Source organism: Micromonospora sp. WMMD714 (genome assembly GCF_029581315.1).
Lineage (GTDB): Bacteria > Actinomycetota > Actinomycetes > Mycobacteriales > Micromonosporaceae > Micromonospora > Micromonospora rifamycinica.
The window spans coordinates 2,676,936-2,690,049 of sequence record NZ_CP120744.1; the positions used below are offsets into that span (position 1 = coordinate 2,676,936).

At 73.9% G+C, this 13,114-nt stretch carries 13 protein-coding genes; 7 read left to right on the plus strand and 6 right to left on the minus strand.

Translation table 11 applies throughout. The annotated features are described in order from the left end of the window. The first annotated feature begins 119 nt into the window (after window positions 1-119). The 3 genes from O7625_RS12040 to O7625_RS12050 all read left to right on the plus strand — a co-directional run bounded on the left by O7625_RS12040 (window position 120) and on the right by O7625_RS12050 (window position 2,728). Window positions 120-863: a DUF4245 domain-containing protein gene (locus O7625_RS12040; RefSeq protein ID WP_282345914.1), complete on the plus strand. Its 744-nt coding sequence runs from the start codon at window positions 120-122 to the stop codon at window positions 861-863. A gap of 160 nt (window positions 864-1,023) precedes the next feature. Then, window positions 1,024-1,869, plus strand: a complete 846-nt coding sequence (locus O7625_RS12045) for a hypothetical protein (RefSeq protein WP_067302828.1) — start codon at window positions 1,024-1,026, stop codon at window positions 1,867-1,869. Window positions 1,870-1,990: 121 nt separating this feature from the next. Further along, on the plus strand, window positions 1,991-2,728 hold the full coding sequence (locus O7625_RS12050; protein WP_282345915.1) for an alanyl-tRNA editing protein: 738 nt from the start codon (window positions 1,991-1,993) through the stop codon (window positions 2,726-2,728). Window positions 2,729-2,774: 46 nt separating this feature from the next. Here O7625_RS12050 and O7625_RS12055 read toward each other — a convergent pair whose 3' ends face one another. Then, entirely contained in the window at window positions 2,775-2,987 is a 213-nt protein-coding gene (locus O7625_RS12055) for an exodeoxyribonuclease VII small subunit (protein WP_067302822.1), read from the minus strand. Continuing rightward, the gene (gene xseA / locus O7625_RS12060) at window positions 2,984-4,210 is read right to left on the minus strand and encodes an exodeoxyribonuclease VII large subunit (RefSeq protein WP_282345916.1); all 1,227 of its coding nucleotides are present in this window, start codon (window positions 4,208-4,210) and stop codon (window positions 2,984-2,986) included. The genes O7625_RS12055 and xseA overlap by 4 nt, the downstream gene beginning before the upstream one ends. Before the next feature lie 133 nt (window positions 4,211-4,343). Here xseA and O7625_RS12065 point away from each other — a divergent pair, with 133 nt between their 5' ends. Both O7625_RS12065 and O7625_RS12070 read left to right on the plus strand, forming a co-directional pair. Further along, entirely contained in the window at window positions 4,344-5,327 is a 984-nt protein-coding gene (locus O7625_RS12065; protein ID WP_067302820.1) for a 4-hydroxy-3-methylbut-2-enyl diphosphate reductase, read from the plus strand. 195 nt (window positions 5,328-5,522) lie between these two features. After that, on the plus strand, window positions 5,523-6,017 hold the full coding sequence (locus O7625_RS12070) for a hypothetical protein (RefSeq protein ID WP_282345920.1): 495 nt from the start codon (window positions 5,523-5,525) through the stop codon (window positions 6,015-6,017). A 168-nt stretch (window positions 6,018-6,185) separates the two neighbouring features. Here the strand turns inward: O7625_RS12070 and O7625_RS12075 are convergent, their stop codons facing one another. Further along, the gene (locus O7625_RS12075) at window positions 6,186-7,337 is read right to left on the minus strand and encodes a DNA recombination protein RmuC (RefSeq protein ID WP_282345922.1); all 1,152 of its coding nucleotides are present in this window, start codon (window positions 7,335-7,337) and stop codon (window positions 6,186-6,188) included. Between the two features lie 53 nt (window positions 7,338-7,390). Between O7625_RS12075 and O7625_RS12080 the strand changes: the two genes are divergently transcribed. Further along, a complete protein-coding gene (locus O7625_RS12080) occupies window positions 7,391-8,173 on the plus strand; it encodes a hypothetical protein (RefSeq protein WP_282345923.1) in 783 nt (260 codons plus the stop codon). A 92-nt stretch (window positions 8,174-8,265) separates the two neighbouring features. On the opposite strand, the gene ppc is transcribed toward O7625_RS12080, so the two are convergent. The 3 genes from ppc to O7625_RS12095 form a co-directional block, all read right to left on the minus strand. After that, window positions 8,266-11,052: a phosphoenolpyruvate carboxylase gene (gene ppc, locus O7625_RS12085; RefSeq protein ID WP_282345924.1), complete on the minus strand. Its 2,787-nt coding sequence runs from the start codon at window positions 11,050-11,052 to the stop codon at window positions 8,266-8,268. A gap of 118 nt (window positions 11,053-11,170) precedes the next feature. Then, entirely contained in the window at window positions 11,171-12,181 is a 1,011-nt protein-coding gene (locus O7625_RS12090; RefSeq protein ID WP_282345925.1) for a hypothetical protein, read from the minus strand. A gap of 167 nt (window positions 12,182-12,348) precedes the next feature. Beyond that, window positions 12,349-12,576: a winged helix-turn-helix domain-containing protein gene (locus O7625_RS12095; protein WP_282345926.1), complete on the minus strand. Its 228-nt coding sequence runs from the start codon at window positions 12,574-12,576 to the stop codon at window positions 12,349-12,351. Window positions 12,577-12,819: 243 nt separating this feature from the next. Here O7625_RS12095 and O7625_RS12100 point away from each other — a divergent pair, with 243 nt between their 5' ends. After that, on the plus strand, window positions 12,820-13,092 hold the full coding sequence (locus tag O7625_RS12100) for a hypothetical protein (RefSeq protein ID WP_282345927.1): 273 nt from the start codon (window positions 12,820-12,822) through the stop codon (window positions 13,090-13,092). Window positions 13,093-13,114 lie beyond the last annotated feature (22 nt).

The following is a 13,114-nucleotide window of genomic DNA, read 5'->3' on the forward strand; positions in this document are numbered from 1 at the left end:
GGGGACGGCGGTCGCCGCTGCCGGCTCTGTCGCTGATCCTCACACGATGCCAGGTCCGGCGGCGGGGCGGGGCGACGGTGGGCGGGATCGCCCTACCGGGCGGCTGCGAGAATGGGCCGGTGGAACCCGCACAGCCTGCCGACCGCGTACCCGCCGATCCGACCCCGCCGGACGGCCAGCCGCCGCTGCCCCCGGCCGCCGGGCCGGTCGGTGATGGCGTGCCCGCCGCCGCGCCGGCGGACGGATCCGTCCCGGCCGGCGCGGCGGAGCCGGTGGCAGGCGGTGGCGCGGAGCCGGCGCTGGTCGCGCCGGCCGACGGGCGGACGGCGACGGACGGCGGCCGGGTGGCGAAGGCCCGCTCCGAGCGTTCGCCGAAGGACATGGCCCTGTCCCTGCTGGTGCTGCTGGTCCCGATCGCCCTGCTGCTCGCCTTCTACCGGGGTTTCCTCGGCGGCGAGCAGCCGACCGTCGTCGACGCCGGCCCCGCCTACGAGCAGGCCCGCGCCGCGAACGCCTTCCCGGTCACCGAACCGTCCGGGCTCGGCTCCGGCTGGCGGACGGTGAGCGCCAGCTTCCGCACCGTCGACGACGGCGCGAACCTGCGGGTGGGCTATCTCACCCCGGAGGGGCGGGGCGCGCAGCTGGTGCAGAGCAACGTGCCGCCGGAGCGGCTGCTCCCCGCCGAGCTGACCGCCGCCGGGCAGCCGCAGGGGCCGGCGGACCTGGGCGGGGCGAGCTGGCAGCGGTACACCGGGCGGGGCAACGAGCAGGCCCTGGTGCTGCTCGAACCGAACCGCACCGTGATCGTGGTCGGGGATGCCCGGGACAACGAGCTGCGCGAGCTGGCCGGCGCGCTGCGCTGACCGGTCACGGGCCGGTGGTCGGTGGCGACGCGGGGGATTGCGGAAGGCGACGTCCGGGAACAGAAGGGATGCGCGCCGGTGCCGGTACGACCGGGCGGGGGCCGCGCGCCACGCCTCCGGCACCCGCCGGGGGCCGGACGACCCGACTGGAGAGCCTGACGTGACCATTCGACGTTTCAGCGCGGCGGTCTTCGCCGCGGCGCTGCTCACCCCCGGCCTGGCCGCCTGCAACAACTCCGGGAGCGGCGAGGCGGGGGCCTCCGCATCCCCGTCGGCCTCCGGCAGCGCCGCCTCGGGCAGCGCCTCGCCCGGCACCTCCGACGCCAAGCAGGCCCTGCTCAACTCCACCAACGAGATCCGCAACGGCAACTTCCGGTTCACCATGACCGGGGTGGGCTCCACCGCCGAGGGGCAGGTGCACCAGCCCAGTCAGAGCGCCCAGATCAAGCTGAGCATCGGTGACGCGTCCTCGGACCTGATGATGAACCTGGACGTGATCCACGCCAAGCCGGACAGCTGGGTGAAGCTGGACCTCGGCGGCACGTCGGCCAGCAGCATCCCCGGGGCGCAGAAGCTCAGCCTCGGCAAGTACCAGCACCTCGACCAGACCCGGATCAAGGGCAACAAGTCGCTCGGCTTCGACTTCGACAAGATCGACCCGGCGGGCAGTGCGGTGCTGACCCAGGGCATCACCGAGGTCCGGCAGACCGGTGAGGGCAGCTACGCCGGCACCCTGGACGTGTCGAAGGCCGCCGAGGCCGGTTCCGTCGACTCGACGGTGATCACCGCGCTGGGCGCGCAGGCGAAGTCGGTGCCGTTCACCGCGAAGCTGGACCCGCAGGGCCGGCTCAGCGAGATGGTGGTCCAGATCCCGGCCGCCGGCCAGAGCGCCGCGCAGGACATCAAGATCACTTACTCCGACTACGGCAACGCCACCGCCGCCCAGAAGCCCGCCGCCGACCAGGTGGTCGAGGCGCCCCAGGAGCTGTACAACCTGTTCAACTGACGTCGGTCGACCGGTGGCGGGACGGTCCCGGACCATCCCGCCACCGGCCCGGTCGGGCCACCGGCCGGACCGGCGCGGCAGGGCTGACGGTGCGCGCCCACCGGTAGTACGCTGCGCCGTCATGGGCATCTCCCGGCACGGACGTACCGAGCGCCTCGACCTGGCCGACCCCTCGCTGCGCGAGTGGACCTGCCGGGTGGTGCACGTCGACCCCGAGCGCGGCATCGTGCTGGACCGGTCCGCCTTCTACCCGGGCGGCGGCGGCCAGCCACCGGACCACGGCGTCCTGCTGTGGCAGGGGGTGCAGACCCGGATCGTCGGCACCCACAAGGGCGACGACCTGTACCTGATCCCGGCCGAGGGCGACCCGGTACCACCGGTCGGTGTCGAGGTCCAGGGGGCGGTCGAGGACGCCCGCCGGTTCACGCTGATGCGGACCCACTCCGGGCTGCACGTGCTCTGCGGGGTGGTGTTCCGCGACTTCGGCGCGTTGGTGACCGGCGGCAACATGGAGCCCGGCGAGGCCCGGATGGACTTCAACCTGCCGCAGGTCCCCGAGGGTTTCAAGGGGCTGCTCGAAGAGGCGGTCAACAAGGAACTGGCCACCGACCGGCGGGTCTCCGTACGGGTGCTGCCGCGCGACGAGGCGCTGGCCATCCCCGACATCGTGCGTACCCAGACCAACCTGATCCCCCCGGACGAGCAGGAGGTCCGGATCGTCGACATCGAGGGCCTCGACGTGCAGGCCGACGGCGGCACCCACGTCGCGTCCATCGGGCAGGTGGGGCGGCTCCGGGTCGTCAAGGTGGAGAGCAAGGGCCGGCAGAACCGTCGGGTACGCATCCGCCTCGCCGACTGACCCGTCCGCCCCGCCGGCCCGACTGACCCCGGCCCGTCGCGCGCGGTCAGGACTCCGGGGTCGACCGGGCGGCGTCGATCCGGGCCCGTGCGCCGTCGAGGGCACGTTGGCAGTCCGCGGCGAGCCGCTCGCCGCGCTCCCACAGCGCCAGCGACTCCTCCAACGAGGTGCCGCCCGCCTCCAGCCGCTCCACCACCTGGGCCAACTCGGCGCGGGCCTGCTCGTAGCTGAGCCGCTCGTCGGGGTTCCGGTCGCTCATCTCGTCCTCGTCTCCTGCACGGTCGCGGTCAGCTCACCCTCGGCGAGGCGTACCCGCAGCGGGTCGCCACCGGCCACCTCGTCGGCCGCCCGGACCACGTGCCCGTCGGCGCGCTGCACGATGGCGTAACCCCGGTCGAGGGTGGCGGCGGGGGAGAGCGCACGCAGCCGGGCCACGGTGTGCCCCAGGTCGTCGGTGGCCGCCCCGAGCCGGTGGGTCAGGCTGCGGATCGAACGGTCGCGCAGCGCGGTCACCTCGACGGCCCGCTGCTCGACCATCACCTGCGGGCGGGCCAGCACCGGGCGGGACCGGAACAGGGCCAGCCGGTGTGACTCCCGGTCGAGCAGGTTGCGGACCGCCCGCTCCAGCCGGGACCGGGCCTGGCCGATCAGGCGTACCTCGTCGGCCAGGTCGGGGACGACCCGCTTGGCCGCGTCCGTGGGGGTGGACGCGCGGACGTCGGCGACGTAGTCGACCAGCGGGGCGTCCGTCTCGTGGCCGATCGCGCTGACCACCGGGGTACGACAGGCGAAGACCGCCCGGCACAGCGCCTCGTCGGAGAAGGGCAGCAGATCCTCGATGCCACCGCCGCCCCGGGCCAGGACGATCACGTCGACGTGCTCGTCGGCGTCGAGGACCCGCAGCGCGTCGACGATCTGCGACACCGCCCCCGGCCCCTGCACCGCCACGTTGACCGTGCGGAACTCCACCGCCGGCCAGCGCCGCCGGGCATTGGTCAACACGTCCCGCTCGGCCGCCGACGCCCGACCGGTGATCAGGCCGACCCGCTGCGGCAGGAACGGCGGCCGGCGCTTGCGGGACCTGTCGAACAGCCCCTCGGCGGCGAGCAGCTTCTTGAGTTTCTCCAGCCGGGCCAGCAGCTCACCGAGCCCGACCTGGCGGATCTCGTCGGCGCGCAGGCTGAGCGTGCCCCGGGCCGCGTAGAACTCCGGCTTGGCGTGCAGCACCACCCGGGCGCCCTCGCGCAGCTCCGGCGCACCGGCGTCCAGGACGTCCCGGTTGGTGGTGACGGTGAGGCTGAGATCGGCCGACGGGTCGCGCAGGGTGAGGAAGACGGTGCCCGCTCCCGGCCGGCGGCTGATCTGCGCCACCTGCCCGTCGACCCAGACCCAACCGAGCTTGGCGATCCAGGCGCCGACCTTCTGGCTGACCACCCGGACCGGCCAGGGCTCCTCGGGGGTGCTGCGCGGGGCGTCGGTCACCCGCCCACCCTACGGTCCGCCTCCGACGATCCGGGGCGGCCCCGACCGCCCGTGCCGCGCGTCCCGCCGTACCCCCGCTGTGGCCCCGGTCGCAGCCGCTGCCGGGGGAGATGCCGGCACGTACGATGGGCGGGTGACCGAGGCTGAGGCGACCCCCAAGACCGGCAAGCGCGTGCTCCTGGCCAAGCCCCGCGGGTACTGCGCGGGGGTCGACCGGGCGGTGCAGACCGTCGAGGAGGCGCTGAAGCTCTACGGCGCTCCGATCTACGTCCGCAAGCAGATCGTGCACAACAAGCACGTGGTGCGGACCCTGGAGGCCCAGGGCGCGATCTTCGTGGAGGAGAACGAGGAGGTGCCGGAGGGGGCCACCGTCGTCTTCTCCGCGCACGGCGTCGCCCCCGAGGTCTACGAGCAGGCCAAGGCCCGGTCGCTCAAGGCGATCGACGCGACCTGCCCGCTGGTGACCAAGGTGCACCAGGAGGCCAAGCGGTTCGCCGCGGAGGACTACGACATCCTGCTGATCGGCCACGAGGGGCACGAGGAGGTCATCGGCACCGCCGGGGAGGCCCCCGCCCACATCCAGCTGGTCGACGGCCCCGACGACGCCGACCGGATCACCGTGCGCGACCCGAACAAGGTCGTCTGGCTCTCCCAGACCACCCTGTCGGTGGACGAGACGCTGGAGACGGTGGCCCGGCTCAAGACCCGGCTGCCGCTGCTCCAGTCGCCGCCCAGCGACGACATCTGCTACGCCACCTCCAACCGTCAGCACGTGGTCAAGGAGATCGCCCCGGACTGCGACGTGGTGCTCGTGGTCGGCTCGCGCAACTCGTCCAACTCGGTACGCCTGGTCGAGGTGGCCCTGGACGCCGGCGCCCGCGCCGGTTACCTGATCGACTTCGCCCACGAGATCGACGACGCCTGGCTCGCCGGTGCCGGCACCGTCGGGCTGACCTCCGGCGCGAGCGTGCCGGACGAGCTGGTCCAGGAGGTGCTGGCCTACCTCGCCGAGCGGGGCTTCACCGACGTGGACGAGGTGGTCACCGCCAACGAGCGGCTGACCTTCTCGCTGCCGCAGGAGCTCAAGCGCGACATGAAGGCCGCAGCCCGCGGCTGACCCTGGATCAGCCGCGGGCGGGGATCGTCCGTGGCGACCCCGGCACGGGGCGGTACGCCGACCGTGCCCGGCGGGTCCGGCGGTGGCCCGCCGGCCTCGGTCTTCGTCGGCGGCGGTGGCGGAGTGGAGCGCCGGTACGTCCGGCGGGTTCCCAGCGGACGGAACGGATCACGGACGGGGCGCGTCGCAGTGGGTATGAGAACTCCTCGGATGGCGGTCGTCGTGCTGCTGGCCGCCGGTGTGGCGCTCGCCGGCTGTGGTGACGGTGCCGACGTCACCGGGCCGCCGGCCGTCCCGACCAGTTCCCCGCCGCCCACGGTCACCCCCTCGGACCCGGTCACCCCGTCGGACGCCGTGCCGCCGTCCGCGCCGCCGGGCTCGGTGGCCCCGTCCGCACCACCGGCCGGGTCGGTGCCGCCCGGCGGGCTGAAGCCGCCGCCCGGTGTGAAGCCGCCGCCCGGTGGCCCACGGCTGCCGCCCGGTCCGGGCGCGACGGAGCTGACCGGCACCGTCGAGGCGGGGGTCGAGCCGGGGTGCCTGCTGCTCGACGGTCACCAGTTGGTCGGCGGCCCCACCGACGTGCTCGTGAAGGGAGCCCGGGTCACCGTCACCGGCCGGGCCCAACCCGACCTGACGAGCACCTGCCAGCAGGGTGTCCCGTTCCTGGTGGAATCCGCCCGCCGCTCCTGACCCGCCCGGCCCGGCCCGGGTCGGCCCGGCCCGGGTCGACGCGATGTCGCCGATATTGCGGTGTCCAGCCGCCCTGATACCGCCACATCGGCGACATTGCGCCTCGCCCCGCGCGCCCAGCGCCCCATGCGCCCCGCCCAGCGCCCCGTGCGCCCCGCCGCGTGGGGGTCAGGGGCGGTCGTCGGTGGGGAGCAGCTCGGGGGCCTGGGGCTGGCGGGGGGCCACCTCGACCTGGCCGGGCGTGGTCAGCTCCTGGTCGGAGACGCCCAGCTCGGCCAGCTTGCGCGCACTGACCAGCACCCGCGCCTCCAACGAACCGACCGCCCGGTTGTACGCCGTGACCGCGCCGCCGAGCGAGGTGCCGAGCTTGCCGACGTGATCGCCCAGGGTGGACAGCCGGCCGTAGAGCTCGCGGGCCAGCGAGTGCACCGCCACCGCGTTGCGGGCCAGCGCCTCCTGCCGCCACGAGTACGCCACCGTCCGCAGCAGCGCGACCAGGGTGGCCGGGGTGGCCAGCACCACGTTGCGGGCGAACGCGTGCTCCAACAGCGTCGGGTCGCGCTGCAACGCCACGTCCAGGAACGGGTCGGCCGGCACGAACAGCACCACGAACTCCGGGGTGTCGTCGAACGCCGCCCAGTAGGTCTTCGCGGCCAGCGCGTCGACGTGCCCGCGCAGGTGCTTGGCGTGCCGGTCGAGATGGATGTTTCGGCCGGATTCGTCACGCGCCTCCATCGCCGTCAGGTAGGCGTCGAAGGGGGCCTTGGCGTCCACCACCACCGTCCGCCCGCCGTGCAGCCGGACCACCAGGTCGGGGCGGACCCCCTGGTGGTCGGTGGCGGCGGTGACCTGCTCGCTGAAGTCACAGTGCTCCAGCATGCCGGCCGCCTCGACGATCCGGCGGAGCTGGTGCTCGCCCCAGCGCCCGCGTACCTGCGGGGCGCGCAGCGCGGCGACCAGCTGCTTGGTCTCGGTGCGCAGCTCGCTCGAGACGGCCCCCATCGAGCGGACCTGTTCGCGCAGCTCGGCGTAGGCGTCGACCCGGTCCCGTTCCAGCTCGCCGACCCGGGTCTCGTAGCGGCGCAGGGTGTCGTGCAGCGGGGCGACCGCGCGGGCCACCGCCTCCTGGGACTGGGCTGTCGCCTCGTAGCTCAGCGCCCGCATCGACTGCTCCAGCCGGCTCTCGCCCTCCCGGGTGGCGGCGAGGGTGGCCTCCAGCCGGGCGATCTCGGTGGCCGACCGGGAGCGGGCGGCGTACCAGCCGACCGCGCCGCCGGCGGCGAGGCAGACCACCACCACGGCCAGCGTCGAGAAGTCCATCACCAGAGCTTGCCAAACGGGTACGACTCGACGCCCCCGGGTACGTTCGGGGGATGGAATTTCTGCTCGTGCTCATCCTGGTCGCCATGCTGGCCGGTGGTTTCGTCTGGTGGCGGCGGGAGAAGGCGGCCCGGGAGGCGCGCAGCCTCGCCGACGTCCGCGCCGACGCCCAGCGCTGGTACGAACGCCTCGGCGGCCAGGTGATGAACCTGCACGGCGACGAGCCGGCGGTACGCCAGGCCCTGGTCGACGCGGGTGAGCGGTACAACGCGGCGGGCAGCCAGCTGGAGCAGGCACGCACCGTCCACCAGTTCCGGCTGGCCCGGGAGACCGCCCTGGAGGGGCTCGCCTACGCCCGGGCCGCCCGGGTGGCGCTCGGCCTGGACCCCGGGCCGGAGCTGCCCCCGCTGGCCGCCGCGCAGGGGGCCGGGGAGATCACCCGGGACCGTCAGGTGGACGTGCAGGGGCAGACCTTCAGGGCCGGTCCGCAGCCCGGCCGGGACACCCCGTACTACTACCCGGGCGGGCGCTACCAGGGGCGGCCGGTGCCGGCCGGCTGGTACTCGACGCCCTGGTGGAAGACCGCGCTGGGGGCCGGCGTCGGTGTGGTCGGCGGGATGCTGATCGCCGACGCGCTCTTCTCGCCGGCCTTCGCCGACCCCGGTTACGACGCCGGCTACCAGGAGGGCTTCGGCGACGGCGCGGACTTCGGCGGCGACTTCGGCACCGCCGGGGATCCGGGCGGCGATTTCGGCACCGCGGGTGACTTCGGTGGGGGTGACTTCGGTGGTGGGGGCGACTTCGGCGGCGGTGATTTCGGGGGCGGCGACTTCTGATCCGGTGCCGCCGGCCGGAAGCCCCGCAGGGGTGTGGACTCCGGCCCGGCCGGCCCCCACCACCGCCGGGGCGGCGGCAGGGGCGGCGTCGGTCAGCCGGTGTTGCGCATCCCGGCGGCGATGCCGTTGACCGTGGTGAGCAGGGCGCGCTCCAGAGCCGTACCGTCGCTGGGGGCGCGTCGGCCACCCGGCGCGGTGGCCACCGCCCGGCCGGCGGCGCCGGAGTCGCGGTACTGCCGCAGCAGGGCGACCTGGAGGTGGTGCAGCGGCTCCAGGTAGGTGTCGCGCACCGCGAGGGTGCGCTGGAGCACCGGCGAGTTCTCCAGCAGGGCCGGCGACGAGGTGACCGCGAGCACCTCCTGCTTGGTCAGCTCGTACTCCTGCTCGATCTTGTCGAAGATCGGGTGCAGCTGCTCGGGGACCAGCGTCTCCACGTACCGGCGGGCGATGCTGAGGTCGGTCTTGGTCAGCATCATCTCCACGTTCGACAGGAACGTGCGGAAGAAGTGCCAGTTGCGGTTCATCTCGGCCAGCACGTCCTCCAGGCCCGCCGCGCGGGCGGCGGCCAGGCCGGAGCCGACCCCGAACCAGCCCGGCACGATCTGCCGGGTCTGCGTCCAGCCGAACACCCACGGGATGGCCCGCAGCCCGCCCAGGCCGGCCCCGGTGTTGGGCCGCTTCGCCGGCCGGGAGCCGATGTTGAGCGCGCCCAGCAGTTCGGTCGGCGTGGACGCCCAGAAGTACGCCGGCAGGTCCGGGTCCTCGACCAGGCCACGGTAGGACCGGAAGGCCGACTCGGAGACCACGTCCATCGCCGCGTCCCAGCGTTCGAGCTGCTCGGCGGGCTGCCGGGGGGCGGTGTGCAGCAGCGTCGCCTGGAGCACCGCGGCCACGGTCAGCTCCAGGTTCTCCCGGGCCAGCGCCGGAAGGGTGTACTTGTCGGAGATGACCTCGCCCTGCTCGGTCACCTTGATCGCGCCGTCCAGGGTGCCGTACGGCTGGGCCAGGATGGCCTCGTGGGTGGGGCCGCCGCCCCGGCCGACGGTGCCGCCCCGGCCGTGGAACAGCCGCAGGTGCACGCCGTGCCGGGCGGCCACGTCCCGCAGCGCCCGCTGGGCCCGGTGGATGGACCACTGGCTGGTGGTGATGCCGGCCTCCTTGTTGGAGTCGGAGTAGCCCAGCATCACCTCCTGCACGTCGCCCCGGGCCGCGACCAGCGCCCGGTAGGCCGGCAGGGACAGCAGCTCGTCGAGCAGCTCACCGCCGGCGTTCAGCTCGGCCGGGGTCTCCAGCAGCGGCACGAAGCCGATCCGGGCCCGCCCGGTGTGCACGTCGACCAGGCCGGCCTCCCGGGCCAGCACCACCGCGGCGAGGACGTCGTCCACGCCGAGCGTCATCGAGATGATGTACGACTCGATGACCTCGCCGCCGAACCGGTCCTGCGCCTCGCGGATCGCCCCGAACACGTCGAACGTCTTGCGCGCCGCCTCGGTCAACGGGGTGTCCAGGGTGGACAGCGGCCGGCGGCCGGTCAGCTCGTCGGCGAGCAGCTTGGTGCGCTCCAGCCGGCTCAGCGACGGGTAGTCCGACACCTCGCCGACCGCCGCGTAGAGCTGGGTGAGCACCTCGTGGTGCTTCTCGGCGTGCTCCCGGACGTCCATGGTGGCCAGGTGCAGGCCGAACGCGGAGACGGTACGGATGGTCGACGCCAGCCGGCCGACGGCGGTGAGCTGCCCGGAGTTGCGGGCCAGCGAGGCGCGCAGCAGCTCCAGGTCGGCGACCAGCTCGGCGGAGCCCTGGTAGTCCCGGCCGGGCACGTGTGGGGTGCCGGCGCGCAGCCGCTCCCGGGTGTTGGCCAGCTTCGCCTTCACGCAGCGGGCCTTGAGTCGGTAGGGCTCCTCGGCGTTGACCCGCCGGAAGCGGGGGGCCACCTCGGGCAGCGCGTCCAGGTCGGCGGCGAGGCTGGCCGACAGGTCCAGCGATACGGCGCGCAGCCGGCGGGAGACGGAGACCTCGTTGACCAGGTGCTCCATCGCCGCCTCGGTGGCCGCGATGCCGTGCTCGTGCTGGATGCGCAGCACCTCGCGGGTGACGGCGGGGGTGACGAACGGGTTGCCGTCCCGGTCGCCGCCGATCCAGGTGCCGAAGGTCAGCGGGCGGGACGTCGGCGAGGTCTCCACGCCGAGGGTGCGCAGCGTGTCGGCCAGGTCGTCGAGGACCTGCGGGGCGGCCTCGGCGTACAGGTCGCGCAGGTAGTAGATCGCGTTGCGGGCCTCGTCGGTCGGGTCGGGCCGGTCGAGGCGCAGCTCGTCGGTCTGCCACATCAGGTCGAGGAGTTCGGCGAGACGGCGGTTGGCCGGGGCCTCGTCGCTGGCACCGTAGAGGATGGCGTTGGCGGTCTCGGCGTCCAGCTCGTCGGCGATGGCGCGCAGCTTGGACAGGATCGACCGGCGGGCCGCCTCGGTGGGGTGGGCGGTGAAGACGGGGCGTACCGCGAGCCGGCGGGCGGCGGCGGCGATCTCCTCGGCCGGTACCCCGCGCTCGGCGATCATCTTGGCGGCCTGGTCCAGCCAGCCGCCCTGGACCGCCCGACGGCGGCGCAGGTCCCGGGCGCGGTGCACCTGCTCGGTGATGTTGGCCAGGTGGAAGTAGGTGGAGAAGGCGCGGGCCAGCCGGGTGCCGGTGGTCACGTCGAGCCCGCCGAGGCGCTGGGCGGCGGCCGGCGCGTCGGAGCGGACCTGGGCGCGGATCTCCTCGACCAGGTCGAGCAGCGGTCGACCCTCCTGGCGGGCCAGGGTCTGACCGAGCAGGGTGCCGAGCCGGCGGATGTCGGCCCGCAGGGCGGCGTCGGGCCCGTCGTGATCGTGCTGGTCGGTCACGTGCGCTCCTTACGTGAGTACGAAGGACAGCGCTGTCCGACTCCCTGGATGGTATCCGCGCGGCCCGGTCGGGGAGGAAGGGGTGCGGTGTGTCACGTTCCCCACGATCGGGGCGACCTCACCGGGTGGCTCCCGCCGAATCGGCCCGTCGGCTGCGGAACAGGGCGGCGGTGAGCAGGCCGGACACCCCGAGGACGGCCCAGAGCAGCAGCCCGGCCAGCGGCCAGCGGGTGGACCGCCAGTCGAAGTAGACCACCGACTTGAGTAGGTCGGTGGCGAGGCCGGGGACGTTCCAGCGGTGCATGCCGCGCAGCGCGGCGGGCAGGAACTCCGGGGCGTAGATGCCGCCGGAGCCGGGGTTGCCGAGCACCACCAGCAGCAGGATCACCAGCCCGGTGCCGAGCAGCCCCAGCCAGCCCTGCACCGCGGCGGCCACCATCGCGGCGGTGAAGACGGTGAGCACGCCGACCGCCGCCACCGCGACCAGGTCGTGGTCCCAGACACCGAGCACCGGGCCGACCAGCACCGCGCCGATGGTCCCGAGCAGCACCGCGTGCACCGCCAACGAGCCGATCCGCAGCCCGGCCCGGCGCAGGCCGCGTGGGGCGGTGCCGAGCGAGACGCCGAGCGCGGTCGAGGCCAGGTAGCCGCCGAGCACCAGCCCGACGGCCAGGTAGAACGGCACCAGGCCGCGCGGGTCGTCGGGGGAGACTGGCACCTGGTCGGTGACGGTCAGCGGCAGTCGGGCCTGCTGGGCGGCCGGGGTGAGGACCTGGGTGACCAGTTCGGTGGCGGCCGGGGCCGAGGCGCTGGCGGTGGTCAGGACGAGCGTGCCGTCGGGGGTCGAGGTCAGCACGGCGTACACCTGGCGGGCGGTGAGCGCGTCGTCGGCCGCGCCGGGGCTGTCGTACCCGACGGGTTCGATGGTGTCGGTGCGGGCGCGCACGGCGGCCAGCAGCGACTCGGCGCGCTGGTCGCCGGTCACCACGCCGACCGGCACGTCCCGGGGGTGCGGCTGGTGCAGCGCGCCGACGTAGGCCGCGATGAACGCGGTGGCCAGCGCCAGCGTGCCGACCAGCAGCGCCACCGTGCGGGGCAGCCAGTCCCGGGTACGCGGCTCCTCGTCCATCGGCCCAGCCTATGATCCGTAATACCCGGCCTGTGGGGTTTCGTCGGGTGATGTCCGCTGGTGGCGGGCGGTTGGTTCCGGTCGTGGCGTTTCCCGCGTACCCCACCAAGCCGGAGCCGGGCGGCCGGGTCGCGGTGGTCTCACCCTCCGCCGGCCAGTGATTGGCGCTACCGGGCGCCTGGTTCCCGCACGAAGACACCGGCGCCCGGTGCGCCCTCCACCAGTCCGCGCGCCTTGAGCCAGTCGACGGCGGAGCGAACCACCTGGCGCGACACCCCGAACTCCGCGCAAAGCTCGGTGCCCGAGGGCAGCTTGCCACCCGGTGGGTACTCACCCGATTCGATACGCCGGGTCAGCGCGTCGATGACTTGCTGTTTCTTGGTGTACGCAGGCATGGGCAGACTTCCGTGGCAGGTGAAGCCCATGTGATCACGGCGGCCGGTGGAGCGTCAATCAAAAGTGCTGACAGGTCTTGACCTGGCATGACAGGTAGTCATAGCTTGGAGGTGGCGACCGTGGCAGGTCTGCCACATAGATATCGGGTGGCCGTGGCAGGCCCACCGCCGAAACAGGGCGGCCCGGGGTGGAGCTGGCACTCCGCTCCCCGGGCCTTGACCAGGAAAGGACGACCCTGGCCCATGAGTAACCTACCGAACCCCGTTCATCCACCTTGGTGTCTGCCCGGCCCCGCCTGCGCCGGGTCGAACGATCTGCACCTGTCCCGGCTGATCGGCACGGCCGTGCGGGGCGACGAGGTGATCCAGGTCAGGGTCGGCCTGTGGCGGATGGACGTCGGTCCGACCCCGCCGTCGGGCCTGTTGCTGGAGCTCTCCGCCGGCTCCGACGTCGAACGCTGGCCGATCGACCTGGCGCAGTCACGTGCGCTGGCCACCTGTCCCGACGGCTGGTGAGCCGGCTCGACCCGGGCGCGGC